This window comes from Paraburkholderia humisilvae (assembly GCF_902859855.1).
Classification (GTDB): domain Bacteria; phylum Pseudomonadota; class Gammaproteobacteria; order Burkholderiales; family Burkholderiaceae; genus Paraburkholderia; species Paraburkholderia humisilvae.
Map to the genome: position 1 here is coordinate 100,785 of NZ_CADIKH010000002.1, position 26,693 is coordinate 127,477.

General features: G+C 62.8%; 25 protein-coding genes. 16 read left to right on the plus strand and 9 right to left on the minus strand.

Going from position 1 to position 26,693, the window contains the following annotated elements:
- The first annotated feature begins 140 nt into the window (after positions 1-140).
- A complete protein-coding gene (lpdA, locus tag HV796_RS02140; protein ID WP_175224712.1) occupies positions 141-1,931 on the plus strand; it encodes a dihydrolipoyl dehydrogenase in 1,791 nt (596 codons plus the stop codon).
- Between the two features lie 383 nt (positions 1,932-2,314).
- Here the strand turns inward: lpdA and HV796_RS02145 are convergent, their stop codons facing one another.
- Positions 2,315-2,902, minus strand: coding sequence for a phasin family protein (locus HV796_RS02145; RefSeq protein WP_175224714.1), 588 nt, complete (start codon positions 2,900-2,902; stop codon positions 2,315-2,317).
- A gap of 803 nt (positions 2,903-3,705) precedes the next feature.
- Here HV796_RS02145 and pbpG point away from each other — a divergent pair.
- Positions 3,706-4,899, plus strand: a complete 1,194-nt coding sequence (gene pbpG, locus HV796_RS02150; RefSeq protein ID WP_175224716.1) for a D-alanyl-D-alanine endopeptidase — start codon at positions 3,706-3,708, stop codon at positions 4,897-4,899.
- 105 nt (positions 4,900-5,004) lie between these two features.
- Here the strand turns inward: pbpG and HV796_RS02155 are convergent, their stop codons facing one another.
- Entirely contained in the window at positions 5,005-5,811 is an 807-nt protein-coding gene (locus tag HV796_RS02155; protein ID WP_175224718.1) for an IclR family transcriptional regulator, read from the minus strand.
- Between the two features lie 190 nt (positions 5,812-6,001).
- Here HV796_RS02155 and HV796_RS02160 point away from each other — a divergent pair, with 190 nt between their 5' ends.
- On the plus strand, positions 6,002-6,724 hold the full coding sequence (locus tag HV796_RS02160) for a (Fe-S)-binding protein (RefSeq protein ID WP_175224720.1): 723 nt from the start codon (positions 6,002-6,004) through the stop codon (positions 6,722-6,724).
- Between the two features lie 89 nt (positions 6,725-6,813).
- The gene (locus tag HV796_RS02165; RefSeq protein WP_175224722.1) at positions 6,814-8,226 is read left to right on the plus strand and encodes a LutB/LldF family L-lactate oxidation iron-sulfur protein; all 1,413 of its coding nucleotides are present in this window, start codon (positions 6,814-6,816) and stop codon (positions 8,224-8,226) included.
- 23 nt (positions 8,227-8,249) lie between these two features.
- Here HV796_RS02165 and HV796_RS02170 read toward each other — a convergent pair whose 3' ends face one another.
- Positions 8,250-8,717 carry a hypothetical protein gene (locus tag HV796_RS02170; protein ID WP_175224724.1) on the minus strand — a complete coding sequence of 156 codons (468 nt, stop codon included), beginning with the start codon at positions 8,715-8,717 and terminating at the stop codon, positions 8,250-8,252.
- A gap of 274 nt (positions 8,718-8,991) precedes the next feature.
- On the opposite strand from HV796_RS02170, the gene HV796_RS02175 reads away from it, so the two are divergent.
- The 10 genes from HV796_RS02175 (at position 8,992) to iscX (ending at position 16,279) form a co-directional block, all read left to right on the plus strand.
- Positions 8,992-9,228 (plus strand): hypothetical protein, encoded by a 237-nt coding sequence (locus HV796_RS02175; protein ID WP_175224726.1) that lies wholly within the window; start codon positions 8,992-8,994, stop codon positions 9,226-9,228.
- A 139-nt stretch (positions 9,229-9,367) separates the two neighbouring features.
- The gene (locus HV796_RS02180) at positions 9,368-9,853 is read left to right on the plus strand and encodes a low molecular weight protein-tyrosine-phosphatase (RefSeq protein WP_175224728.1); all 486 of its coding nucleotides are present in this window, start codon (positions 9,368-9,370) and stop codon (positions 9,851-9,853) included.
- Positions 9,854-9,997: 144 nt separating this feature from the next.
- Positions 9,998-10,531, plus strand: a complete 534-nt coding sequence (iscR, locus tag HV796_RS02185; protein WP_175224730.1) for a Fe-S cluster assembly transcriptional regulator IscR — start codon at positions 9,998-10,000, stop codon at positions 10,529-10,531.
- Between the two features lie 94 nt (positions 10,532-10,625).
- Complete coding sequence (locus HV796_RS02190; protein WP_175224732.1) at positions 10,626-11,849, plus strand: IscS subfamily cysteine desulfurase; 1,224 nt, start codon at positions 10,626-10,628, stop codon at positions 11,847-11,849.
- Positions 11,850-11,919: 70 nt separating this feature from the next.
- Positions 11,920-12,339, plus strand: coding sequence for a Fe-S cluster assembly scaffold IscU (iscU, locus tag HV796_RS02195; protein ID WP_175224734.1), 420 nt, complete (start codon positions 11,920-11,922; stop codon positions 12,337-12,339).
- A 231-nt stretch (positions 12,340-12,570) separates the two neighbouring features.
- Positions 12,571-12,894, plus strand: a complete 324-nt coding sequence (gene iscA / locus HV796_RS02200; RefSeq protein WP_175224736.1) for an iron-sulfur cluster assembly protein IscA — start codon at positions 12,571-12,573, stop codon at positions 12,892-12,894.
- A 158-nt stretch (positions 12,895-13,052) separates the two neighbouring features.
- Complete coding sequence (gene hscB, locus HV796_RS02205; RefSeq protein WP_175224737.1) at positions 13,053-13,580, plus strand: Fe-S protein assembly co-chaperone HscB; 528 nt, start codon at positions 13,053-13,055, stop codon at positions 13,578-13,580.
- Between the two features lie 120 nt (positions 13,581-13,700).
- Complete coding sequence (hscA, locus tag HV796_RS02210) at positions 13,701-15,572, plus strand: Fe-S protein assembly chaperone HscA (protein WP_175224739.1); 1,872 nt, start codon at positions 13,701-13,703, stop codon at positions 15,570-15,572.
- A 151-nt stretch (positions 15,573-15,723) separates the two neighbouring features.
- Positions 15,724-16,065, plus strand: a complete 342-nt coding sequence (fdx, locus tag HV796_RS02215) for an ISC system 2Fe-2S type ferredoxin (RefSeq protein ID WP_175224741.1) — start codon at positions 15,724-15,726, stop codon at positions 16,063-16,065.
- 16 nt (positions 16,066-16,081) lie between these two features.
- Positions 16,082-16,279 carry a Fe-S cluster assembly protein IscX gene (iscX, locus tag HV796_RS02220; protein ID WP_175224742.1) on the plus strand — a complete coding sequence of 66 codons (198 nt, stop codon included), beginning with the start codon at positions 16,082-16,084 and terminating at the stop codon, positions 16,277-16,279.
- An 81-nt stretch (positions 16,280-16,360) separates the two neighbouring features.
- Here the strand turns inward: iscX and HV796_RS02225 are convergent, their stop codons facing one another.
- The 6 genes from HV796_RS02225 to HV796_RS02250 form a co-directional block, all read right to left on the minus strand.
- Entirely contained in the window at positions 16,361-17,104 is a 744-nt protein-coding gene (locus HV796_RS02225) for a glycine zipper 2TM domain-containing protein (RefSeq protein ID WP_175224744.1), read from the minus strand.
- A gap of 292 nt (positions 17,105-17,396) precedes the next feature.
- Positions 17,397-18,923, minus strand: coding sequence for a lysine--tRNA ligase (gene lysS / locus HV796_RS02230; RefSeq protein ID WP_175224746.1), 1,527 nt, complete (start codon positions 18,921-18,923; stop codon positions 17,397-17,399).
- 111 nt (positions 18,924-19,034) lie between these two features.
- A protein-coding gene (gene prfB / locus HV796_RS02235) for a peptide chain release factor 2 (protein ID WP_175224748.1) occupies positions 19,035-20,139 on the minus strand; the annotation gives its coding sequence in 2 pieces (ribosomal slippage) (positions 19,035-20,057 and positions 20,059-20,139; 1,104 coding nt in all).
- 273 nt (positions 20,140-20,412) lie between these two features.
- Entirely contained in the window at positions 20,413-22,128 is a 1,716-nt protein-coding gene (gene recJ / locus HV796_RS02240) for a single-stranded-DNA-specific exonuclease RecJ (protein ID WP_175224750.1), read from the minus strand.
- Positions 22,129-22,269: 141 nt separating this feature from the next.
- Positions 22,270-23,418, minus strand: a complete 1,149-nt coding sequence (locus HV796_RS02245) for a regulator (RefSeq protein ID WP_175224751.1) — start codon at positions 23,416-23,418, stop codon at positions 22,270-22,272.
- A gap of 56 nt (positions 23,419-23,474) precedes the next feature.
- The gene (locus tag HV796_RS02250; RefSeq protein WP_175224753.1) at positions 23,475-23,753 is read right to left on the minus strand and encodes a hypothetical protein; all 279 of its coding nucleotides are present in this window, start codon (positions 23,751-23,753) and stop codon (positions 23,475-23,477) included.
- 909 nt (positions 23,754-24,662) lie between these two features.
- Here HV796_RS02250 and HV796_RS02255 point away from each other — a divergent pair.
- Both HV796_RS02255 and lolD read left to right on the plus strand, forming a co-directional pair.
- Positions 24,663-25,916, plus strand: a complete 1,254-nt coding sequence (locus tag HV796_RS02255) for a lipoprotein-releasing ABC transporter permease subunit (RefSeq protein ID WP_175224755.1) — start codon at positions 24,663-24,665, stop codon at positions 25,914-25,916.
- Positions 25,909-26,658, plus strand: a complete 750-nt coding sequence (lolD, locus tag HV796_RS02260) for a lipoprotein-releasing ABC transporter ATP-binding protein LolD (RefSeq protein WP_175224757.1) — start codon at positions 25,909-25,911, stop codon at positions 26,656-26,658. The genes HV796_RS02255 and lolD overlap by 8 nt, the downstream gene beginning before the upstream one ends.
- The last annotated feature ends 35 nt before the right edge of the window (positions 26,659-26,693 follow it).

Consider the following 26,693-nt stretch of genomic DNA (forward strand, 5'->3'; position numbering starts at 1 on the left):
GACTTGGGCGCCCGTTTGACAAGCGCCGTTCCGCAACGGGGCGGCGCTTGTTGTTCGAAGCGACCGCGAGTCGACCGCCTCCGGTTCATCGGCCGCGCAGCAATCCCTCATCAACACGGCAACAAGAGAAGGGGACACTTATGAGTCTCGTCGAAGTTAAGGTGCCGGACATCGGCGACTTCAAGGACGTCGATGTCATCGAAGTCAATATCAAGCCGGGCGACGTCATCGAAAAAGAACAGGCGCTGATGACGCTCGAGTCCGACAAGGCATCGATTGAAGTGCCGAGCGATACCGCCGGCACGGTCAAGGAAGTGCGCGTGAAGGCGGGCGACAAGGTGTCGGAAGGCACGGTGATCGCGCTGGTCGAAACGTCGGGTGAAACCGCACCGGCGAAGGAAGAGACGAAGACCGCGAAGGAGCCGGCAAAGGCCGCCGCCGCTGCGTCGCCACAGCCGGCCGCACAGCAGCCGCAAAAGCCGGCCGCCGCGCCGCAAGCGGGCAGCTTCTCGGGCACCGCGGATATCGAATGCGACATGGTCGTGCTCGGCTCGGGCCCGGGCGGTTACTCGGCCGCGTTCCGTGCCGCGGACCTCGGCATGAAAACCGTGCTGGTCGAGCGCTACGCAACGCTGGGCGGCGTGTGTCTGAACGTCGGTTGCATTCCATCGAAGGCACTGCTGCACACAGCGCTCGTGATCGATGAAGCCGCGGCGCTCGGCGCGCACGGCATCACGTTCGCGAAGCCGCAAGTCGATCTCGACAAGCTTCGCGAGTTCAAGTCGGGCGTCGTGAAGAAGCTGACCGGCGGTCTCGGCGGGATGGCCAAGGCACGCAAGGTCGAAGTGGTGACCGGCGTCGGCGCGTTCGTCGATCCGCATCATATGGAAGTGCAGACCGAAAGCGGCAAGAAGGTCCTCAAGTTCAGGAACGCGATCATCGCGGCGGGCTCGCAGGCGGTGAAGCTGCCGTTTATTCCGGAAGATCCGCGTGTCGTCGATTCGACCGGCGCGCTTGAATTGCGCCAGATTCCGCAACGCATGCTGGTGATCGGCGGCGGCATTATCGGCCTTGAAATGGCGACCGTGTATTCGACGCTCGGCGCGCAGATCGACGTTGTGGAAATGCTTGACGGGCTGATGCTGGGTGCGGACCGCGATCTCGTGAAGGTGTGGGAGAAGTTCAACAGCAAGCGTTTCGCGAACGTGATGCTGAAGACGAAAACCACCGCCGCCGAAGCGAAGCAGGACGGCATCTATGTGTCGTTCGAAGGCGAGAAGGCGCCGGCTGAAGCGCAGCGTTACGACCTCGTGCTGGTCGCGGTCGGCCGCAGCCCGAACGGCAAGAGGATCGGCGCGGACAAGGCGGGCGTCGCGGTGACCGAGCGCGGCTTTATCGAAGTCGACAAGCAGATGCGCACGAACGTGCCGCATATCTACGCGATCGGCGACATCGTCGGTCAGCCGATGCTGGCACACAAGGCGGTGCACGAAGGCCACGTCGCAGCCGAAGCGGCGCACGGCGAGAAGGCATATTTCGACGCACTGCAGATTCCATCGGTCGCGTATACGGACCCGGAAGTCGCATGGGCCGGCAAGACCGAAGACCAGTGCAAGGCCGAAGGCATCAAGTACGGCAAGGCCGTGTTCCCGTGGGCGGCATCGGGCCGCGCGATCGCGAACGGTCGCGACGAAGGCTTCACGAAGCTGATCTTCGACGAAGAAACGCATCGCGTGATCGGCGGCGGGATTGTCGGCCTGAATGCGGGCGACCTGATTAGCGAAGTGTGTCTGGCGGTCGAGATGGGTGCGGATGCAACCGATATCGGCAAGACGATTCACCCGCATCCGACGCTGGGCGAGTCGATCGGTATGGCCGCCGAGCTTTATGAGGGCGTGTGCACGGATTTGCCGCCGCAGCGCAAGAAGTAAGGCTGCGCGGTCCGTCCGCGCAAGCGTGGTGCGCTTGCTCAAGCGCCCGCGCAAAAGAAATGGCGCGCTCCTGCGAAAGCAGGGCGCGCCATTTTTTTCGAGCATGCCGGAGACAAAAAAATCCCGGCCGGAGCCGGGGGAACGATACGCTGTTTCACGTATCGGAGCGTCTGGTCGCGACAGCGGAGTCTGCGCGACGCTATAGCCTCTTGTCAGTGAAACTCAATGACTCGGGGCAGCGCCGGCAGGAACGTGTTCGTCTTGCTGAACGTGGTTCGGCCGGCGCCTGTTCGAAGCCCGATGCGTTGAAACTGGATCGATCTGTAACACGTTGATGCTCAGCTGGGTGATCGACTTAGGGGTCAATCCACCGGGAGGTCAACTTAGGCAGCGGCAGCCTTCTTCGTTGCCGAAGCCGAGCGCGACACTTGAGCGGCGGCTTGCGAAGCGGCCTTCGACGCAGCGGTAGCGGCCGCGTTGAAGTTGCTTTCAGCGATTTCGACCGCTTGCTTCGTGGCCTTGTGGACCGTCTCGTACGTCGTGTTCGCAGCGGTGATCGCCGACTTGATCACAGCAACCGCGGTTTCCGAACCAGCCGGCGCGTTCTTCGCGACGTTCTCGACGAGCGCCTGCACCTTGCGGTTCTGCTCTTCGTACTGCGCTTCCGCAACGCGGGTGAATTCCGCCTGCGTAGCCGACGCGATTTCATACAGGTGACGGCCATACGACAGCACCTTCTCGGCAACCGGCTGGGTGAAGCTAGCCTGCAGCGCGAGGAGTTCTTGCGCGTCCTTCACCGACAGTGCGCGCTGTGCGTTTTCCTGGCCTTCCGCGAGCGTCGACTTGACGACTTGCAGGTTCAGTTCGACCAGCTTCTCGATACCTTCGAATGCCTTGTTGGTGAGACCGAAAAGGGTTTCGAGGTTGGCCTTCTGGGCTGCAGCGAATTGCTCAGGGGTCAGCAGAGTCATGTTTACGCTCCTGAAGTACCGGTCCGTCTGGCGCGGACCGAGTTGGGTTAATCAGTTTGATCCATCAAAACCGACGTAAAAAACCAGGCCGGTCAGGTATTGGGTACGTCGCACGGTGGGAGGGCGATGAAACATTGTGCGTCGCAACAATGGTTCCCATTTTAGGATAGCGCCCATCGTTGTCAAGTACTTTTTGTGCGTCGCACAATGGTGATAATTTATCGAGAAAACAATACGTTATGAAACGTTTATGGAATTGTGAAATCGCATGCATATTGCGTGTTCGCACCGTAATAGTGCGTTTATTTGTTGCGATTAAGGCAACAATGGTCCACTCAGTGAGTTACCTAACAAAGTTCGGCTGTCGCGGTAGAATCGCGACGTACACTAAAACCGTGGCGGAACGTTAAACCTCTATCCCGGTCTCACGCGCGATGCGCCAGTTTGCAGTGTGTGCTTAAGAGCAATCTGACCGACTGCGATGGCGTTCACGCACCGCCTCCAAAACATCCAGGGGCTCGAGCGAAGCGCCCGATGTGCTGGTGTCGTGACCGTACTTCCCCTGATCAAGCCGTACGTGGAAGCTGCCGTTAAGCATGGAAATCGTTTCCATCGCTAACGGCCGGGTTGATTTGTTTGTCTGATTGATCTTTTCGATGGGAGCAGCGTTAGTCATTGTGTTGCGGCAATTGAGTCTTACAACTCGGTTTAAAGAGTGCTGGTAAGTGCTTATATTTGCTAATTTTTCGTTGATTCACTACACTGGCGGACAATTCCCTGCCGCATTACCCCCCAGAACACCAATGAAAACCGACATGTTTTCGTCACTGAAACTGATGCACGGCGTGGCGCTCAGCGCCGCGTTGTCGGTGGCCGCGACCATGGCCATTGCTGCGGCATCAGTCACGCCGGTCGACGCGTTTGCCGCGTCGACGGAGGCCACGGCCAAGTCCGAGAAGCACGCCAAGGCCACGAAGAAATCGGCGAAGAAGGCGGCCGACCCGGCCGCGGATGTTTCAAGCCGAGGCGCGGCGAAGGGCGCGAAAGTCGCTGCCGCGAAGCGCGACGACGATGACGACGCGCCGCGCGCCGTCTCGAAGAAGAGGCGCGTGAGTTACACGATGAACGGCCGTCACCATTCGGTGGTGCGCCGTGTCGCGTTCGAGCCGCGCTCGCCGACGGCGGGCCAGGCGTTTGGCTTGCGTGAGTCGCCGGAAGGTGTCGCATTGCGCTCGAGCGTCGCGTACGTGGTTGATCAGAACACGCAGGAGTCGGTCTTCGACAAGAACTCGCGCGCCGTCGTGCCGATCGCGTCGATTACGAAGCTGATGACCGCCATGGTCGTGCTCGATTCGAACGAGCCGATGACCGAGTCGATCGAAGTCACCGATGAAGACCGCGACTACGAAAAGAACACGGGCTCGCGGCTGTCGGTCGGCTCGGTTCTGTCGCGTGAAGACATGCTGCATATCGCGCTGATGGCGTCGGAAAACCGCGCGGCGGCCGCGCTGTCGCGCTATTACCCGCGCGGCCGGCCGGCCTTCATGGCGGCAATGAATGCGAAGGCGAAGGCGCTCGGCATGGTCGACACGCACTTCGAGAACCCGACCGGCCTTACCAGCCAGAACGTGTCGACCGCGCGCGACCTCGTGAAGATGGTGAGCGCCGCGTATCAATATCCGCTGATCCGTCGTTTCTCAACCGATCGCAGCTACGAGGTCTACACGGGCAAGCGCACGCTGGCGTACAACAGCACGAATGCACTCGTGCGCAACCCGACGTGGGATATCGGTTTGCAGAAGACGGGCTTCATCAACGAAGCGGGTGAATGTCTCGTGATGCAGGCCACGATCGACAATCGTCCGATGATCATGGTGTTGCTCGATTCGGCGGGCAAGTACTCGCGCTTTGCGGATGCGACGCGCTTACGCACGTGGATCGACAACGGCGGCGAACAACGCGTGACGAGCGCGGACGCAAACGGCGCGGGGACCTGATTCGACGGGTTTCGTTGTCGCAAGCTCACGCAGTACAGCGAAAAGCCCCGCAAGCGGGGCTTTGTCATTGCGACAACGCGTGTCAAGCCATTCAGCGTTGACTCATCAGGCCGGATGCGCCGCCGCATCCGGCTGCGCGGCCTGAGGTTGATAGCCGAGCGATTCAGAAATGACCAGCGCGGTCTTGCTCAACTGGCCGAGCCACGAATCCTGCAGCCGGTCGGCCGGCGCCGACAGCGACAGCCCGGCGACCAGCTTGCCGGTATCGTCGTAAATGCCCGCTGCGATGCAGCGCACGCCAAGCTCCAGTTCTTCGTTATCGCGTGCGCAGGACTGCTGCCGCACGTGCGTGAGCTCGCGTTCGAGCTTCCCGAGGTCCGTAATGCTATTTTGCGTATGGCCCGAAAGGCCGGTGCGCGTCGCGTAGGCGCGCACCCGCGACGCCTCGTCCGCGGCCAGAAACAGCTTGCCGACCGACGTCAGATGCAGCGGCGCGCGTCCGCCGATCGCGCGGACCACCTGCATGCCGGAGCGCTCCGAATACGCGCGCTCGATATAGACGATCTCGTCGCCCTGTCGTACCGACAGATTCACCGTCTGCCCGGTTAGCCGATGCAGCTCGCGCATCGGCATCAGCGCGGCGTCGCGGACCGACAGCCGCGCCTTCACGAGGTTACCGAGTTCGAGCAGACGCATGCCGAGCCGGTAAGTGCCGGGATCGGAACGGTCAACCAGCCGGCAGGTCACCATGTCGTTGAGGATGCGGTGCGCGGTCGACGGATGCAGTTCAGTGCGCTTTGCGAGTTCTTTCAGGCTGACCGGGTCGCTGTGGGCAGCGAGCGCGTCCAGCAGGCGCATCATGCGCTCGATCACCTGGATCGAGGTTTTGGGATCCGGGTTTGTATCGCTCATGGGGACAAATCATTGATGCGTCAACCGACGGAAAGTCGATTGTATCTCGTATGGTGAAAAAAGCGAACGGCGGCGGACGCGTGTGGCGGGTCCATTTTTAGCTGCCATTTTTAGCTGATTAGGGACGCCACGCGTTGGTATCGCATCACAAACGTCGGATAATCGGGGACGTTTCCCCGGAGGAGGACTCATGCGAGTCGGATTTTTCGTCACCTGCCTGATCGACCTGATGCGCCCGGAAATCGGTTTCTCGGCGATCAAGCTGATCGAGCGTGCCGGTTTTGAAGTCGTCGTGCCGCCTGCGCAGACCTGCTGCGGACAGCCGGCGTACAACTCGGGCGAACGCGGCATCGCGCGCGATCTTGCCGAGAAGATGCTGCGCGAGTTCGAGCAGTTCGACTACGTGGTCGTGCCGTCGGGCTCGTGCGGCGGGATGATCCGTGCGCACTACGGTGATCTGTTCCGTGACGATCCTGAACTGATGGGACGTTTCGGGCGCTTGCGCGCGAAGGTGTTCGAGCTGACCGATTTCCTCGTCAACGTCGCGAAAATCGAGTTGAGTCCGGGGGAGTTTACCGGACCTGTCACGTATCACGATTCGTGTTCCGGACTGCGCGAACTGGGCGTGAAAAGCCAGCCGCGCGCGCTCCTCGCGCAGGCGGGCGTCGACGTGACTGAAATGAACGGCTGTGAGCAATGCTGCGGGTTCGGCGGCACCTTCGCGATCAAGTTCGGCGACATCTCGACAGCGATCGTCGACGAGAAGTGCGAAAACATCCACGCGAGCGGGATGCCGGCGGTCGTGCTGGGCGACCTCGGCTGCATGCTGAACATCGAGGGACGCTTGCGCCGCACCGGCGACACGACGACGCGCGTGCTGCACATCGCGCAGGTGCTGGCCGGCGACGTGTAACTCAGGCGCGACGGTCGGTGCCGCGTTCAGCGCGACCACGTTCGATCCGCAACGCCTGTTCATTTACTCCTGATTCAAACAAGGCCGTCATGCAAGTTCAATCGATGCAGTTCAAGGCGCGTGCGGGCCAGAAGCTTGCCGATCAGCGCCTGCAACAGAACCTCAAGAAGCTGTCGACGAGGATCGTGGCAGCGCGCGCGCAGGTGATGACCGAGATCGACTTTCAGGCGACCCGCATGGCGCTGAAGGAGCGCCGCAATCGCGCGCTCGAAAACCTCGACGTCTGGCTCGAGACCTTCGAGCGCGAAGCGACGCGGCGCGGCGTCACGGTGCTGTACGCCGAGACCACGCAGGACGCGGCGAAGCTAGTCGCGGACATCGCGCGCAAGCACGACGTGAAGAAGGTGATCAAGTCGAAGTCGATGGTTTCCGAGGAAATGCGACTGAACGAAGTGCTCGGCAAGATGGGCGTGCAGTCGGTTGAAACCGACCTCGGCGAATACATTCTGCAGATCAATGACAACGAGCCGCCGAGCCACATCATCATGCCGGTGATTCATAAAGATAAGGACGAGATCGCGGACCTGTTTGCGAAGACGCACAACAAGCCGCGGCTCACCGAAATTCCGCAGATGACGCGCGAAGCGCGCGAAACGCTGCGTCCGCACTTCATGTCGGCCGACATGGGCGTGACGGGCGCGAATTTCGTGATTGCGGAAACCGGCTCGATCGCGGTCGTGACGAACGAGGGTAACGAAGGGATGTGCACGGTGATGCCGCGCGTGCACGTCGCGGTGACCGGCATTGAAAAGGTGCTCCCGACGCTCGAAGATCTGGCGACCGCACTGCGTCTGCTGCCGCGCTCGGCAACGGCCCAGAGCATGACGAACTACGTCTCGCTGCTAACCGGCCCGCGTCTTGCCGGCGATCAGGATGGCCCGGAGCATATGTATGTGGTGCTCGTCGATGGCGGGCGTACCGGGCTGATCGGCGGCGATTTCCAGGAGATGCTGCGCTGCATCCGCTGTGGCGCGTGCATGAACCATTGTCCGGTGTACCAGAAGGTCGGCGGGCACGCATACGGCTGGGTCTATCCGGGACCGATGGGTTCCGTGCTGACGCCGAGCTACCTCGGCATCGAAAAAGCACTCGATTTGCCGCAGGCGGCGACGCTATGCGGCGCATGCAATAGCGTGTGCCCGGTCGGCATTCCGCTGTCGGATCTGCTGCGCAAGTTGCGCGAGCGGCAGGTCGAACGGCACCTGCGTCCGTGGCGCGAGCGGATGGGGCTGGCGGTGTGGGGCTACTTCGCGCTGCATCCGGCCGCTTATGCGCTCTTCACGAAGCTGGCGGTGCGCCTGCTCGAGAAGATCGGCGGCGAAAAGCGCTCAATTGCCCGCCTGCCGTTTGGCGGCGGATGGACGAACACACGGGATATGCCGGCGCCGGTAGGCAGGACATTTCGTGAACTGTACGCCGCGCAACGTAGCCATCGTGGCTGAGCGTAGTTGAGCGCGGCGTTGCGTCAATGGTTGGTCGCCCGCGATCCGTTGTTCGGTGAGACATCCACCGCCCGGCCGGCCGGAGCCCGTCCGCCACCGCCGCCATGACCCGCCTGCGGCGGTGGATGACCGCCACCGCCGCCCGGCCCTCCGCCGCCTCCGTGTGCAGGGGGCGTACCTGGCTGCGAGTGCGGATTGCCGCCCCCGCCCGAATGTCTGCCGTCGTTCCAGTCGGCGCGCTCGCGATAGCCGCGTCCCCAATACGGGTCTCGATAATTCGGCCCCGAATAGCCGCCAAAGCCGAGGTAGACATTCGACTGAGGCGGCGGATACCCATAGCCATAGGTGTCGTAGCCGGTATAACCACCGTAGCCGCCGTCCTCGTAGCCATAACCGTACGCGGGCGGCGCATTGGGATAGACCGCGCAGCCGCCGCACAGAGCGGCAGCCGCGACGGCTGAGACAAAGAGAAGCGTAGTGCGCGGGTTCATCGGGTCGGGTCGCTCAGCGATGCAAGGTTGATGTAACGTGGTTCATCCTCCCACAATGCATCGTTACCTTTGTATGTGTTTGTAAGGATTCCTTTCGCCGAATGGCTCAACGCTCGATGTTCTCCCTGCGTTGACCTGTTTGCCGTCACTGTTCATGAAAGCAGAACGGTCTATTCCGCGGGGCTGGGTTTTTCCGGATTGCGTCGTTATCTACAATTGCATCAAGGCAAAGTGGGCTAACTGTTTTTGCCTGATCCTTTGAGAGAACGCCATCATGAGAAAGACAATATCGACATACTGGCCTTTGGCGATCGTTCTGCCGCTTGCTGCGGCTGCGTTTCTGCATCTGTGCAGCAGTGCTGTGAAGCACGCGAGCGCCGCACCGCTTGCCGCAAGCGAAGTGACCGCCGAATTGGCACGCACCGCGTCATTTGGATTCGTCGGCGACGAACATGCGGCGCCGGCGGAGGCTGCGCACTCGAACGTGACCTTGCAGACCCAGCCGCTGTAATCGCGGCGCCGCGGTGGTTGGTGCGGTGCTTTGCATAATCGCGCCAGCTTGGCCGTCGTCCGCATGAATTTGGACTCCGCGACGTTTGCGAACGCATCACCGGCCGAGAGGTCATCGGCACTCGCTCATACGCTATCGAATGAAAACCATCGCCGTCTGCTTCGTGTGTCTGGGAAATATCTGCCGCTCACCCACGGCGGAAGGGGTGATGCGCCACCAGCTGGTCGGAGCGAATCTGACCGACCGCGTGATCGTGGATTCAGCCGGCACCGGTAACTGGCACGTGGGTGAAGCGCCCGATGAGCGGGCTCAGCAGGCCGCGCGCCAGCGCGGTTACGATCTGTCGCCGTTGCGCGGCCGTCAGATTACCGTCGGCGATTTCGAGCGTTTCGACCTGCTGATCGCGATGGACGACGCGAATGTCGACGCCCTCCATTTGATCTGTCCCCCAGTGCAACGCGACAAGATTCGTTTACTGATGGAATTCGCGCCGCAAGCGGACGCGCGCGAAGTCGCCGATCCGTACTTCGGCGGCGCGGCCGGTTTCGAACTCGTACTGGACCAATGCGAGGCGGCGTGCCGCGGACTGATCGCAGCGCTTGGCAACCAGCTGCGGGGCGAGTAGTGCGAGTAGTGCGAGTAGCGCGCGAAATCGTGCGACCCCGAAATTTTTAAGCAAATAACCAAAATCGAGATAGGGATACTTGACTATATTGCTCATGTATTTATACTTGACCAAACTTGTCGAGAATTGCGGTTCCCACACATTATGAGACTCACCACGAAAGGCCGTTTCGCCGTCACGGCGATGATTGACCTGGCATTGCGCCAGGAGCAGGGCCCGGTGACGCTTGCGGGTATCAGCCAGCGCCAGCACATCTCCCTGTCCTATCTCGAACAGCTGTTCGGGAAGCTGCGCCGTCACGAGATTGTTGAATCGGTGCGCGGCCCGGGCGGCGGCTACAACCTCGCGCGCCGCGCGGAAGATGTGACGGTGGCCGACATCATAATCGCGGTCGATGAACCGCTCGATGCGACCCAATGCGGCGGCAAAGGCACGTGTGAAGGCACGAAGCAGCGCGACGGCCATTGCATGACCCACGAACTGTGGTCGACGCTGAATCAGAAGATGGTCGAATACCTGGATTCGGTTTCGCTGAAAGACCTGGTCGATCAGCAGCGCTCGCGTGAAGCGGCGCCGTCTGCGGTGCTGCGGGACCGGCGCACTGAAGCGCCCGCGGCCGAGCCGGCGCGCGTCGTGCCGAAAGGGCCGAATTCCGTTTTCAATATGGCCGGTTCGTGAAACAGGGCACCGTCAAAACGCACGAATAGCGTACGGCGGCGCGCCAGCACACGAACGTGGCAGCCAAAAAGCAATGATGTCCCCGGAGCGATTGATGAATAACGACATTCCCCACCTGCCCATTTACATGGACTACAGCGCGACGACGCCTGTCGACCCGCGCGTGGTGGACAAGATGATTCCGTATCTGCGCGAGCAATTCGGCAACCCCGCGTCGCGCAGCCATGCGTACGGCTGGGAGGCCGAGCGTGCGGTCGAGGAAGCGCGTGAACACGTCGCCGCGCTCGTCAACGCGGACCCGCGCGAAATCATCTGGACGTCGGGTGCGACCGAATCGGACAACCTCGCGATCAAGGGTGCTGCGCACTTCTACAAGAGCAAGGGCAAGCACGTGATCACGGTGAAGACCGAGCACAAGGCCGTGCTCGACACCTGCCGCGAACTCGAGCGCGAAGGCTTCGAGGTCACGTATCTGGACGTGAAGGACGACGGCCTGATCGACATCGACGTGTTTAAGGCGGCGCTGCGCCCCGACACGATCCTCGTGTCGGTGATGCACGTGAACAACGAAATCGGCGTGATTCAGGACATCGCGACGATCGGCGAAATTTGCCGCGAGAAGGGCATCATTTTCCACGTCGACGCCGCGCAGGCGACCGGCAAGGCCCCAATCGACCTGCAGAAGCTGAAAGTCGACCTGATGTCGTTCTCGGCGCACAAGACGTATGGCCCGAAGGGCATCGGTGCGCTGTACGTGCGCCGCAAGCCGCGCGTGCGCATCGAAGCGCAGATGCACGGCGGCGGCCATGAGCGCGGTATGCGCTCAGGCACGCTGGCGACGCACCAGATCGTCGGTATGGGTGAAGCGTTCCGGCTGGCGCGCGAAGAAATGGCCACCGAGAACGAGCGTATCCGTATGTTGCGCGACCGTCTGCTGCGTGGCCTGTCGCAGATCGAGGAAGTGTATGTGAACGGCGACATGGAACAGCGTGTGCCGCACAACCTGAATATCAGCTTCAACTTCGTCGAAGGGGAATCGCTGATCATGGCGGTGAAGGACGTCGCGGTGTCGTCGGGTTCGGCGTGCACGTCGGCGTCGCTCGAACCGTCGTATGTGCTGCGCGCACTCGGTCGCAACGACGAACTCGCGCACAGCTCGATCCGTTTCACCGTCGGCCGCTTTACGACGGAACAGGAAGTCGACTACGTGATCAACCTGCTAAACACGAAGATTGCCAAGCTGCGCGACCTGTCGCCGCTTTGGGAAATGCACAAGGACGGCATCGATCTGACGACGATCCAATGGGCCGCGCACTGACGCGCCGCGCAGGAAACGTCGGAAGACGGGTTGCATGAACGCAGGTTGAATCGAATCAAGGAGTGTAAACATGGCTTATAGCGACAAGGTTCTGGACCACTACGAAAACCCGCGCAATGTCGGCTCGTTCGCAAAGGACGACGACGCGGTCGGCACGGGTATGGTCGGCGCGCCGGCATGCGGCGACGTGATGAAGCTGCAGATTCGCGTCGGCGCGGACGGCGTGATCGAAGACGCGAAGTTCAAGACTTACGGTTGCGGCTCCGCAATCGCATCGAGTTCGCTCGTCACCGAATGGGTCAAGGGCAAGACGCTCGATCAGGCGCTCGAGATCAAGAACACGCAGATCGCCGAGGAACTGGCGCTGCCGCCGGTGAAGATCCACTGTTCGATTCTCGCGGAAGACGCGATCAAGGCAGCGGTCGCCGACTACAAGCAGCGTCACGGCGGCGAAACCGTCGCGGCCGCCGGCGACAAGCAGGCGGCTTGAGCGGCGCGGGCGCCGGGCGAGGCGCACTGGGGCGGCACAGCGGGACGATAGCCGCACACGCGCAACGCTCGCCGGGGTTGAATCGCCGACGGTTTGATCGCAAATAGAAGACGAGGGCGGCGCACAGTGCGCAAAGGCGCAAGCCGCCCGGGATCGCGGCAGGCGAAGGTTTGAACGCAGGTTGGGTCGTGGCGCAATGTGCAAGCAACGCACCACGCAATGAGAAACGCTATGGCAATTACGTTGACCGAAAAAGCAGCACAACACGTGCAGAAGTATCTGTCACGGCGCGGTAAGGGCGTCGGGCTGCGAGTCGGCGTGCGCACGACCGGCTGTTCGGGCCTTGCGTACAAGCTCGAGTACGTCGATGAACTCGCGCCGGAAGATGAGGTGTTCGAATGCAACGGCGTGAAGGTCGTTGTCGATCCAAAGAGCCTCGCGTATATCGATGGCACCGAGCTCGATTTCGCACGGGAAGGGTTGAACGAAGGCTTCAAGTTCAACAATCCTAACGTCAAGGACGAGTGCGGCTGCGGCGAGTCGTTCCGCGTGTGAGCACGCAGAAAGGATCGAAAAGGGCGGCCTGTGCCGCCTTTTTTCAATTCGCGGCGGCGTGAGGCTGCGCGAATTTCCGAAGCTTGTCCGCTAGCCGTTTCACCCGCATCGGCTGTTTCGCTGTGAAGTAGCACGCTTTAGACAGACAAAGTATTCCGATGGCAACGCTGAACGACAGTCACTTCGAGCTGTTTCATCTGCCGGCGCGATTCGCGCTCGACACGCAGGCGCTCGACGACGCGTACCGTACCGTGCAGGCGCAAGTGCACCCGGACCGCTTCGCCGCGGCGGGCGACGCGCAAAAGCGCATCGCGATGCAATGGGCGACGCGTGCAAACGAGGCGTATCGCACGTTGCGCGATCCGTTGCGACGCGCGACGTATCTGTTGTCGTTGCGTGGTATCGATGTCGGCGCCGAGAACAACACGGCGATGGAGCCGGCTTTCCTGATGCAGCAGATGGAATGGCGCGAACGCATCGAAGACGCGGCGGGCGCGAAGAACACCGGTGCACTCGATGCATTGCTCGCCGAACTACGGGACGAAGAACGGGTTCGCTTCACGAGGCTCGCGGCGCTGCTTGATAGCGGCTCGGATCAGGCAGCCAGCGAAGCGGTGCGGCAACTGATGTTTATCGAGCGCGTCGCATCGGAAATCGGCGTGCAGATCGAGAAGCTAGAGAACTGAGCGCGGCGGGTGCCCTCACGCGTAACATCGTGGCCGTGCGCTGCGCCAATCGCCGTCTCTACATTCCGCAAACGAAAATAATCCAGCACGGGGCGCAACGCTCCCCGAAGAAGACTCCAGATGGCTTTACTGCAAATCTCTGAACCCGGCATGGCGCCCGCGCCGCATCAAAGGCGTCTGGCGGTTGGGATCGATCTCGGCACGACCAACTCTCTCGTCGCCGCGGTGCGCAACGGCGTGCCCGACGTATTGCCCGACGCGGAAGGGTACGCGCTACTGCCTTCGGTGGTCCGCTATCTGGAGAAAGGCGGCCGCCGGATCGGCCGTACCGCGAAAGCCGAAGCGGCGAGCGACCCGCGCAACACGATCGTGTCGGTCAAGCGCTTCATGGGCCGCGGCAAGCGCGAAGTGGAGGGCGCCGAGAACGCGCCTTACGATTTCGTCGACGCGCCCGGCATGGTGCAAATCCGCACCGTCGATGGTGTGAAGAGCCCGGTCGAGGTGTCGGCGGAGATTCTTGCGACGCTGCGTCAGCGCGCCGAGGATACGCTCGGCGATGAACTGGTCGGCGCCGTGATCACGGTGCCCGCGTATTTCGACGAAGCGCAACGCCAGGCGACGAAAGACGCCGCGCGACTGGCCGGCCTGAATGTGCTGCGCCTGCTGAACGAGCCGACCGCCGCGGCGATTGCCTACGGGCTCGACAACGGCTCCGAAGGGCTCTACGCGGTGTTCGATCTGGGCGGCGGCACATTCGATCTGTCGATCCTGAAGCTCACGAAGGGCGTGTTCGAAGTGCTCGCGGCGGGCGGCGACTCGGCGCTTGGCGGCGACGACTTCGACCATCTGCTATATCGTCATATGCTGGCGCAAGCGGGCATTGCACCGCAAACGCTCACGCCTGAAGACGTGCGTTTGCTGCTCGATACCGTGCGCACGACGAAAGAGGCGCTGTCGAGCACGCCGCAGGCGACGCTCGACGTCACACTTTCGAACGGCGTGCAACTCCATCAGACGATTGACGAGCCCACGTTTGCGGCCGTCACCGAAGCGCTTGTGCGGCGCACGCTCGGTCCGACGCGCAAAGCGTTGCGCGATGCGAAAGTGACGCCGGCGGACATCAAGGGCGTGGTGCTGGTCGGCGGCGCGACGCGCATGCCGGTGATCCACCGCGCGGTCGAATCGTTTTTCGGGCAACCGCCGCTCACCAATCTCGATCCGGATCAGGTCGTCGCGCTTGGCGCGGCGATCCAGGCGGATCTGCTGGCCGGCAACCGCGGCGCCGACGGCGACGAATGGCTGCTGCTCGATGTGATTCCGCTGTCGCTTGGCGTCGAAACGATGGGTGGTCTCACCGAAAAGATCATCCCGCGCAATTCGACGATTCCAGTCGCCCGCGCGCAGGATTTCACGACATTCAAGGATGGCCAGACGGCGATGGCGATCCACGTCGTGCAGGGCGAACGCGAACTGGTGTCGGATTGCCGCTCGCTTGCGCGCTTCGAACTGCGCGGCATTCCGCCGATGGCGGCCGGTGCGGCGCGCATCCGCGTGACCTACCAGGTCGATGCCGATGGCCTGCTATCGGTGTTCGCGCGCGAGCAGCATTCGGGCGTCGAGGCGTCGGTGGTCGTGAAACCGTCGTATGGTCTGGCCGACGACGATATCGCGCGCATGCTCGAAGACAGCTTTAGCGCCGCGGAAGTCGATATGCGCGCTCGCGCGCTGCGCGAAGCGCAGGTCGAGGCGCAGCGGCTGATCGAAGCGACGGATGCGGCGCTTGTCGCAGACAGCGAACTGCTCGACGCCGACGAACGCGGCGCGCTGGATACGCTGCTTGCCGCGTTGCGCAACGTCGCGCGCAGCGACGACGTGGACGCGGTTGAAGCGGCGACGAAGGCGCTCGCAGCCGGCACCGACGAATTCGCGGCACGCCGGATGAACAAGGGCATTCGCCGCGCGCTCGCGGGCCGCAAGCTCGATGAGATCTGAACGCGCCCGGCTGCTGCCCACGATCACGTCACGTCTGTCATGGGGCGCGTGCCAAAATCGGACGCGCTGTCAGTAAAATAACAGGATGCTGCCGGGCTGCGCCAAGCCGGTATCAGGCGCGGCAGCAAAACCGTATCAAGCGGAACCCCCTATGCCTCAAATCGTTGTACTGCCTCACGTCGAACTGTGCCCGGAAGGTGCGGTGATCGACGCCGTGCCGGGCAAGAGCATCTGTGACACGCTGCTCGAGAACGGCATCGAAATCGAGCACGCGTGCGAGAAGTCATGCGCGTGCACGACATGTCATGTGATCGTGCGCGAGGGCTTCGATGCGCTCGAGCCGTCAGAGGAAGACGAGGACGACCTGCTCGACAAAGCCTGGGGGCTCGAGCGCGAGTCACGGCTGTCTTGCCAGGCGATCGTGCCGGAAAGCGACGACCTGGTCGTTGAAATTCCGCGCTACTCGATCAATCACGCGAAGGAAAATCACTAACAAGGAGTACGCAGCCATGAAGTGGACCGATACGCAGGACATCGCAATGGCGTTGACGGACAAGCACCCGGAGATTGATCCGCAACAGGTGCGGTTCACGGATCTGCATCGCTGGATAATGGAACTGGATGGTTTCGACGACGACCCGAACCGGTCGAATGAGAAGATTCTCGAAGCAATCCAGGCCGCGTGGATCGAAGACGCGGATTATTGATTCACGTCGCGACGCAAGTCGGCCGCACACAAAAAAGGCGATTCCTTCGGGACTCGCCTTTTTGCATTCGGCGGCGCGGTCTTAACCGGCGACCAGCGCGCCGTTCTCGATCCGCACGCGCTCGCCTTGCTGGAACGGCGGTGGCTGGTGATACGTGAAGTACCGCATCTTGCCGTTCTCCATCCGTACGCGGACCGAATAGCTGGTTGTCGTGCGCAGGTGCTTTTCGACCGAATTGCCGGCGAAACCGCCGCCAAGCGCGCCGAGCACGGTCATCGCGGTGCGGCCTCCGCCGCTACCGAACTGATTGCCGATCACGCCACCCGCGACCGCGCCACCGACCGCGCCGATTCCAGTGCCGTGACCTTCCTGCTTGACTTCCGATATCGCGACCACGGTGCCGCAACTCGAGCATACGTCTGGGCGAGCGGCCTGTTGCGGCGGCGCGTATTGTTGTTGTGGCTGCTGCTCAGGCGCCGGTTGCGGCTGCTGCGCAGCCTGCGCGGGTGGCTGCGCGGGAACAGGAACAGGGACGGGCACCGGCTGCGGCTGCGCTTGCTGCACAACCTGCGGCTGCGGCTGCTGTTGCGGCTCGTATTGCGCCGGATTGGCGGCTTGCGCCGTGTCGACGACCGGTTGCGAAGCGATTTGCGCGGTTTGCGTCTGATTGGATTGCTCGTTGTCGCTGGACGCTTTCGGGAATACGCCGGTAATCGCGGCGGTAGCGGCGAGGCTCGCGACGATGACCGCGCCTGCGGCGGTCGCGATCAGCGGATGCAGGCGGCGTGGCGACGAAGAAGAGGGGGTGTTGTTCGGCTTGTCCATGTTGGGGCTCCGTCTCTGGCAGAGTCGACCATTGATCATGCATACAGTGTCCGACAACGGGATTGGCGCAGGGTTTCAATTTGTAACGTCTTCTGTATCGAATGAACGATCGCGTCACGTGTCACGTGTCGTGCGGCATGCCGTGCCGCCCCGCACCGCTTACCGATAGTTACAAACGATCAGTCCGGCGCACACAAAAGACAACGCCCGCATACGGTGTCCGACCGTATGCGGGCGTTTGTTTGTGCACGCACGCGAAGGCGTGTGCGCAGTCGTGTCGCCATCCGCCGCGTCAGTCTTCGCGCCGCAGGTGCGGGAACAGGATCACGTCGCGAATGCTTGGGCTGTCGGTGATCAGCATCACAAGGCGGTCGATGCCGATGCCGCAGCCGCCGGTCGGCGGCATCCCGTATTCAAGCGCGCGGATATAGTCGGCGTCGTAGTACATCGCTTCTTCGTCGCCGGCATCTTTCTGATCGACCTGCTTGCGAAAGCGCGCGGCCTGGTCTTCCGGATCGTTGAGTTCCGAAAATCCGTTGGCGATTTCGCGGCCGGTGATAAAGAGCTCGAAGCGCTCGGTGATTCCTTCGACCGAATCCGAAGCGCGCGCAAGCGGCGATACTTCGATCGGATAGTCGATGATGAAGGTCGGCTCCCACAACTGGGCTTCAGCGGTTTCTTCGAAGAGCGCGAGTCGCAGCGAGCCGAGCGCCGCGTTCAGGAACTTCGGCGCACTCGTGTCGACGCCGAACTTCTTCAGTTCCGTGCGCAGGAACGCCGCGTCCGACAATTGCGCTTCCGTGTAGTGCGGTGCGTGTTTAAGGATGGCCTGCGTGATGGTCAGCCGGTGGAACGGCTTCGACAGATCGAGCTCACGCCCCTGGTAGCTGATGGTGGCCGTGCCGAGCGTATCGATCGCCGCCTGGCGGATGCACCGCTCGGTGAAGTCCATCAGCCACTTGTAGTCGGTGTACGCGGCGTAGAACTCCATCATCGTGAATTCCGGATTGTGGCGCGGCGACACGCCCTCGTTACGGAAATTCCGGTTGATCTCGAACACGCGTTCGAAGCCGCCGACAATCAGCCGCTTCAGGTACAGCTCCGGCGCGATGCGCATGAACATCTGCATATCGAGCGCGTTGTGATGCGTGACGAACGGCTTCGCCGCGGCGCCGCCCGGAATCGGGTGCAGCATCGGCGTTTCGACTTCCATGAAGCTCGCGTCCGACATGAACTGGCGGATCGATGAGATCGTCTTCGTGCGCGCGATAAATGTCTTGCGTGCTTCCGGCGTGACGATCAGATCGACATAGCGCTGCCGGTAGCGCATTTCCTGATCGGCGAGGCCATGGAACTTGTCCGGCAGCGGACGCAGCGCCTTCGACAGCAGTCGCAGTTCGGCGCAGCGCACCGACAGCTCGCCCTTGTTCGTGCGAAACAGCACGCCGCGCGCCGCGATGATGTCGCCGAGGTCCCACTTTTTAAACGCTTCGTAAGTCGCTTCGCCGACGTCAGCGGGCGTGACGAAGAACTGGATCTGGCCCGAGCCGTCCTGCACCGTCGCGAAGCTCGCCTTGCCCATCACGCGCTTCAACATCATCCGGCCGGCGAGCGCGACACCGGGCGCCTGCGCTTCGAGCGCTTCCTTGTCCGTTTCGGCGTACCGCGTCTGCAGATCGGCGGCGTGGTGGGTCGGCTTGAAATCGTTCGGGTACGCGACGCCTTGCTCGCGCAGCCCGCGCAGCTTTTCGCGGCGTTCCGCGATGATCGGGTTGTCGTCGTCGGCCGCGGCGGTGGTTGGGGTCGTCGGTTCGGTCATGATGATGGTCGGTAGGCGGGGAGGCTTGCGGGCAAGGCGAACGGTACTCGACGCCACCCCGCGACAAAACACGCGGCCCGGCTATTCATGCCGTGCCGCCGAATCTGCAACTCAAATACCCTGTTTCAGGCTCGCGCTGATAAACGCGTCGAGATCGCCGTCGAGCACGCTCTTCGTATTGCTGATTTCGACGTTGGTGCGCAGATCTTTAATACGGCTGTTGTCGAGCACGTAAGAGCGGATCTGGTGGCCCCAGCCCACATCCGACTTGCCCGCTTCGAGCTTGTCCTGCTCGGACTGGCGCTTGCGCATTTCCGCTTCGTAGAGGCGCGACTTCAGCATCGCCATCGCTTCCGCGCGGTTACGGTGCTGCGAGCGATCGTTCTGGCACTGCACCACGATGCCGCTCGGCATGTGCGTGATGCGCACCGCCGAATCGGTCTTGTTGATGTGCTGGCCGCCGGCGCCGGACGCGCGGAAGGTATCGATGCGCAGGTCCGCCGGGTTGATTTCGATCTCGAACGATTCGTCGATTTCCGGATACACGAAGACCGACGAGAACGACGTATGGCGACCGCCCGACGAATCGAACGGCGATTTGCGCACGAGCCGGTGAATGCCGGTCTCGGTGCGCAGATAGCCGTACGCGTATTCGCCTTCGACCTTGATCGTCGCACTCTTGATGCCGGCGACGTCGCCTTCCGATTCCTCGAGCACTTCGGTCTTGAAGCCCTTGCGCTCGCAATAGCGCAGGTACTGGCGCAGCAGCATCGACGCCCAGTCGCACGCTTCGGTGCCGCCGGCGCCGGCCTGGATATCGATAAACGCGTTGTTCGGGTCGGCCGGGTTCGAGAACATCCGGCGGAATTCGAGGTCTTCGATGCGTGCCTGGAGCTTCGCCACGTCCTCGTCGCAGGCGACGAGTGTCGCTTCGTCATTTTCCTCGCGGGCCATGTCGAACAGGTCCTGCGTATCGCGCAGGTCGTTGTCGAGCGACGCAAGAACGTCGACGACACCCTCGAGCAGCTTCTTTTCCTTACCGAGCGACTGCGCGTGCTGCGAGTCGTTCCAGACGTTCGGGTCTTCGAGTTCCCGGTTGACTTCGACGAGCCTTACCGCTTTGGCGTCGTAGTCAAAGATACCCCCGTAGCTCGCCCGCGCGCGTGCGCAGGTCTGCCAGAGAGGCTTCGATCGCGTTGAGACGTTCCGCTTCCATGTCGATCTTTTGAGGCTTCGTAAAAAGGTGAAATTATAGCCGATCGACGGCCGGCGCCGGCCTGCAACACAGGGATTGCGCACGGATTTACGGCGCATTCGCAGGGATTCCACGCGGGATTCCGGGCGTGAGTCGCGCGTGACGCGTGCCTGACTCGTGCGCGTTTCACGCGCGTTTCGCCCTCGCTTCGCCCTCGCTTCGCCCTCGCTTCGCCCTCGCTTCGCCGATCCCACGCGCGTGGACGCCGCTTGAGACGGCGGCGCGCAGGATGCGTCAGGCGACGTCGCCGAGCGCGTGTTCGACGATCAGTTGCACGCGCGACATGCCGTTCCACGTATCGCGCGAGAGCCGATAGGCGACGGTCGCGCGCGCCGGCAGCGTCTCGGTATGGTTGAACCAGATTGCGTTGAAGCGCTGGCGGCCGCGCGCGAGCTGCAGCTTCAGGTGCTTGTCCTTCACGAGCGCCTGTGACATCACGTCGAACTCGCCGGAAAAGAGCGGCGCTGGAAAGCCCTGTCCCCAGACGGCCGCGTCGAGCATTTCGACGAATTGAGGCGTGAAGTACGCATCTTCGAGATCGCCGTCGGTTTCGACGGTGCGCGCGAGCGCGTCGTCGGTCAGCCACTCGCGGGCGACGGCTTCGAATGCGGCTGCAAAGCGCGGCAGGTCGGCCGTTGCAAGCGTCATGCCGGCTGCCATCGCATGGCCGCCGAAGCGCACGATCAGGCCCGGCTCGCGCTTCGAGATCAGATCAAGCGCGTCGCGCAGATGAAAGCCGGCGATCGAACGGCCCGAACCTTTGATGAGCGTGCCGCTGTCGTCGGCGAGCGCGAACGTGAACGAAGGCCGGTGGAACTTCTCTTTCAGCCGGCCGGCGACGATGCCGATCACGCCCTGGTGCCAGCTTGCGTTGAACAGCGTGATCGTCGCGGTGCCGTCGGGGTTGACCGTGGCGAGGTCGTCGAGCGCCTGCTGCTGCATGCCGGCTTCGATTTCGCGGCGCTCGCGGTTCATGCCGTCCAGTTGCTGGGCGAGCTGCCATGCGCGGCCGACGTCGTCGGTGGTCAGGCACTCGATGCCCAGCGACATATCGGCGAGACGCCCGGCCGCGTTGAGCCGCGGACCGAGCGCGAAACCGAGATCGAAGCCGGCCGCACTGCGTGCATCGCGGCCCGCGGCGCGAAACAGTGCGGCGATGCCTGGCTGCATGCGGCCGTTGCGGATCCGCTGCAATCCTTGCGCGACCAGCACGCGGTTATTGCCGTCGAGCTTCACGACGTCGGCCACCGTGCCGAGCGCGACGAGGTCGAGCAGGCCGTCGAGGCGCGGTTCGGGACGCGCGTCGCCGAATGCGCCGCGTTTGCGCAACTCGGCGCGCAGCGCGAGCAGCACATAGAACATCACGCCCACGCCCGCGATGCATTTGCTCGGGAAGGTGCAGCCCGGCTGGTTCGGATTGACGATCGCGCGCGCGGCGGGCAACGCGTCGCCGGGCAGGTGATGGTCGGTGACCAGCACATCGATGCCGAGCGCGTTTGCCGCGGCGACGCCATCGACACTCGCGATGCCGTTGTCGACAGTGATCAGCAGATCGGGCTTGCCGTTCGGCCGCGCAGCGGCGAGCGCGACGATCTCGGGCGTGAGTCCGTAACCGTATTCGAAGCGATTCGGCACCAGGTAATCGATCTGCGCGCCGAACATCCGCAGTCCGCGTACGGCGACCGCGCATGCGGTGGCGCCGTCGCAGTCGTAATCCGCGACGACCAGCATGCGGCGCCTGGATTCGAGCGCGTCGGCGAGCAATGCGGCGGCTGTGTCGCAGCCGCGCAGCGCGGTCGGCGGCACGAGTCGGGCGAGGCCGGTTTCGAGTTCATCGGGCAGGCATACGCCGCGCGCCGCGTACAGACGCGCGAGCACCGGATGCAGGCCGTGACGGGTGAGGGCTTCGGCGTCGGCCGGTGGGCACGCGCGGGTAACAATGCGAGTCATGCGGGCATGGGCAGGCGGGTATGGCCTGCGGCAAAGAAGGGGAGGGGGACGCAGACCGCAAACGCCGCACGGCGGGCGGCGTGAACGCGGTGTGAGTCGCGGGTGACGGGAGCACTCATGGAAACGCTCATGCGCGGCCGGTCATTCGATGAAAAGCGATGCGAACAGGCGCCGTCGCCAGAACTTGCGCAGATCGCCGCGCGTGACGGACAGCGTGACGGAGCCGGTGTCGCCGCATAGCGTGAGACCGAGTTCGCCCAGTTCGCCTGCTTCGAGCGCGGCGAGCGCCGGGGCGAACCAGTTGCGCTCGAGTGCGGCGAAGGCGGTGTTCCAGTTTGCCCAGTCCTGCGAGATATACGGAATCGAGAATGGGTCGAGTTCGACGAGTGTGGTGGCGGCCGCGCCCGATGGATGCGTCGCATCGCTCATGCGCGTTTCAGCGAATGAAGGCGGTGGCGCATCGATCGCGGCATGCGCGGCGAGCGCGAGGCCGCGCGTCGCGGCGGCTTCGGAGAGCACTCGGGAGAACGGACTCGTCACCGGGCGCACGACCCCTTGCGCGTGAAACCAGATCGAGTTGACCGCGGGCAGCCCGCGCGCTTCGCGTGCTTCGTTGACGGGATGTTCGAACCACGCCATCTGCACTTCGTTCTGCAACTTCATCCACGCGCGCGAGCGTTCGCCCGTGTGCGCTTCGTGCGGCAGCCAGATCTCGATATTGCGGCCGCTGGCGCGCAGCGGCGACGCGCCGGCTAGAGCGCTGAACGCATCGGTCGACAGATACCAGCGCGACGGCTGCGGCGCTTCGATCCGCACACCGAGCTCTTCGATCAGCGGACGGGCGACGGCAAGCAGTGTGGCAGCATCGGCATCGGAGAGTTCGAGCGACGCGGGATCGATCAGCACCAGATGGTCGTGCGCGATCCGCACGTGGACGGGCTGTACGCAGGCCCAGCTTGCGGCGCCCGGATCGCCGCCGTCGGCGAGCAGCATGTAGGGGGCGAGCGGCGCTTCGTCTGCGGCGGACGTGCCGGCGGTGCCAGTGGTGGTGGCCGGCGTTGACGCGTTTGCGCCCGGCAGCGCGCCGAATTGACGTGCGACCCATCGCTCATGCGGCAGCGTGCGCTGGAAGTCTTCGCCGATTACCCGTTCGACCAGCGTCGCGCGCGCGACCAGCTTGTCGAGCGCGGGAGTCTGGAGGTTATGCAGCGCGGTGGAGGCGTCGGCTGCGGACGGCAGCGCGAAAGGGATGAGCAGGTGCAGGCGGTTGGCAGGCATGATGCTGCGCATTGTAGGGCAATCTGTCGGGGGGATCGATTTGCGTTGGGGGGAGTCACGGGAGACAGTCAATTCTTGTTGTTCGTAGTGTCCGAGATCGGCTCCGGGGTAACACTCATGTACTGTTTGATATTCGGCTGTCCGAGCGCGACAAGGTTGAGCATCGCGACGCCAAGCGGTCGTGCAAATTCATCGTCAAGTGCGAAATTGAACTCGTCCAGAAGGATCGGCATTTCGAGCCGGTTTGTCATTAGCGCGGCAAGCTCGGTTGAATTGACTGCCTTTACGGTTAGCAACTGGCGGTCCTCAGCATAGGACGAAACGACAGAGTAGGCTGAGTGATTCATGAATAGGCTCAATTTTCTGTTTCGGGTTCGACTTCCAACGACGACACTTCATCCCACGTTGTACGCTCGGCTTCGATGCGTGCGAGCTGTGCACGATAGCGATCCATGACCGGCACGTCGAGCGCCGCGTCGTAGTTGTCGACACCCCAAAACGAAGACGCTTACGGTTTTCGCGGCGGCCAGGCGAGGCCGGCAACGGGCGGTGCGGGTTCCGGAATCACGACAATCGACCCGCCTTGCACCACATATCCTGCAGCGTCAGGACGATCTCCAAAGCAGGGGCCGTCTTCGCCAGGCGCTCGTGCCAATAAAAGTTGTCGCCCAGAAAGCGTCTCACACGCTTGACCAGATCCGCGTCGTCGGCCCACAGTCAGGGTAGGCCGCCAGCGCAAATTTCTGTCCTGCTGCGATCGCCTCGCGCTCTTCTGTTGACGCAATCACGCTCCGTAAGTACCTCTCGCGCTTGTACAGCATGTACCGGTGCCACGAATCCGTTTTCAGTTCCGTTCCACCTCGCGCTCCCGTAATGAACATGGGCCGGATACGACCCCGAGCGCGGATACTACCGTCTCCACCGTCTCAAAATAGCCCGTCAAGCGCGCCTTCGGCCGATTCGGCGACAATGTATGGCAAACTTCGCGGTCGATTCGGGTCAGGCAAGACTGAAGATTCATCAAAGTGGCGTGGCCAATCCGCCGCGGCGCTGAACCATCCGTCATAATTCGCGCCAAACCACTACGGCGCGGCCTACAGGCCGCAAGGAAACGTCGCTTTCGCAGCACCTGATGGCAAGCCGCGGTGGGCCGGTCGCATCGAGCCGGTCGCAGCCCGCCAGCCGTAGTCCGCTGCGGCCGCCCGACGCGCCGCCGCTGTACACCGCAGTTGCATAACCCGCAGACAAGGATTCGCTTGAAACTTCCGTACGAATGGCAAATTGGCTGGCGCTACACCCGCGCCGGCAAACGCACGACCGGCAACGGCTTTATCTCGTTCATCGCGCTCGTGTCGATGTCGGGCATCGCGCTCGGCGTCGCGGCGCTGATCGTCGTGCTGTCGGTGATGAACGGTTTTCAGAAAGAAGTGCGCGACCGCATGTTATCGGTGCTCGCGCACGTCGAAATCTTTTCGCCGACCGGCTCGATGCCCGAGTGGCAGCTCACCGCAAAGGAAGCGCGTCAGAACAAGGAAGTGATCGGTGCGGCGCCTTACGTCGAAGCGCAGGCGCTGCTCACGCGCCAGGACGCAGTGAGCGGCGTCGCGCTGCGCGGTGTCGATCCGTCGCTGGAACCGCAGGTGTCCGATATCGACAAGGAGATGCGCGCCGGCCGGCTCGCGGATCTGCTGCCCGGCGACTTCGGTATCGTGCTCGGCGCGGACCTCGCCGCGAGTCTCGGCGTGACGGTTGGCGACAAGATCACGCTGGTCGCCCCGGAAGGCACGATTACGCCCGCCGGCATGCTGCCGCGTCTGAAACAATTCAGCGTTGTCGGGGTGTTTGAGTCCGGCCATTACGAGTTCGACAGCACGCTTGCGCTCATCAATATCCGCGACGCGCAGGCGCTGTTCCGTTTGCCCGCGCCGACAGGCGTACGCCTGAAGCTCAAAGATATGCAGCGCGCGCCGGAGGTCGCGCATCAGCTCGCGCGCACGCTGTCGGGCGACCTGTACATCCGCGACTGGACGCAGCAGAACAAGACCTGGTTCTCCGCGGTGCAGATCGAAAAGCGCATGATGTTCATCATCCTCACGCTGATTATCGCGGTCGCGGCATTTAACCTCGTATCGTCGCTCGTGATGACGGTGACCAACAAGCAGGCCGATATCGCGATCCTGCGCACACTCGGCGCGCAGCCGGGCTCGATCATGAAGATCTTCGTCGTGCAAGGCATCACGATTGGTTTCATCGGCACGGCGATCGGTGTCGCGCTCGGCTGTCTGATCGCTTGGAGCATTCCGTGGCTGGTGCCGATGATCGAGCATGTGCTTGGCATCCAGTTTCTGCCGCCGTCGGTGTATTTCATCAGCGAGCTGCCGTCTGAGCTCGTGCCCGGCGATGTGGCCAAGATCGGCGTGATCGCTTTCGTGCTGTCGTCACTCGCAACACTCTATCCGAGCTGGCGCGGGGCAAAAGTTCGTCCGGCGGAGGCGCTGCGCTATGAATGACCGTCCGAATCCGCAAGCTATGCGAAATTCCAGCGATACCAGCGGGCTTCATCCGTACGTGCTCGAAGCGACCGGCATCTCGAAGGCGTTCGTGCAGGGGGGGCTGAACGTGTCGGTGCTGAACAACACGCAGCTGTCGGTGCGGCGCGGCGAGAAGCTCGCGATTGTCGGTGCGTCGGGTTCCGGCAAAAGCACGCTGCTGCACGTGCTGGGCGGCCTCGACGACCCGAGCGCGGGCGTCGTGTCGGTGCTGGGCAAGCCGTTCACGAAGCTCTCCGAGCGCGAGCGTAACGATCTGCGCAACCGCGCACTCGGCTTCGTCTACCAGTTCCATCACTTGCTGCCGGAATTCAGCGCGCTCGACAACGTCGCGATGCCGTTGCGAATCCGCCGGATGACCACCGAGGACGCGCGCCGCGAGGCACTCTCGATGCTCGAACGAGTCGGTCTCGCACATCGCGCGAAGCATCGCCCCGGCGAACTGTCGGGTGGCGAGCGGCAACGCGTCGCGATTGCGCGGGCGCTGGTCACGAAGCCCGCCTGCGTACTCGCCGACGAGCCGACCGGCAACCTCGACGGCGGCACGGCCGATACGGTATTCAACCTGATGCTCGAATTGTCCAGCACGCTCGACACCAGCTTCGTGATCGTCACGCACGATCAGGACCTGGCCGCGCGCTGCGATCGCGTGGTGCGCTTGCGCGACGGCGTGCTGTACGAGGAGCCGCCCGTTCCGGTCTGACCTTCACCTCAGGCAACCGCTGCACTCGCGAGGCC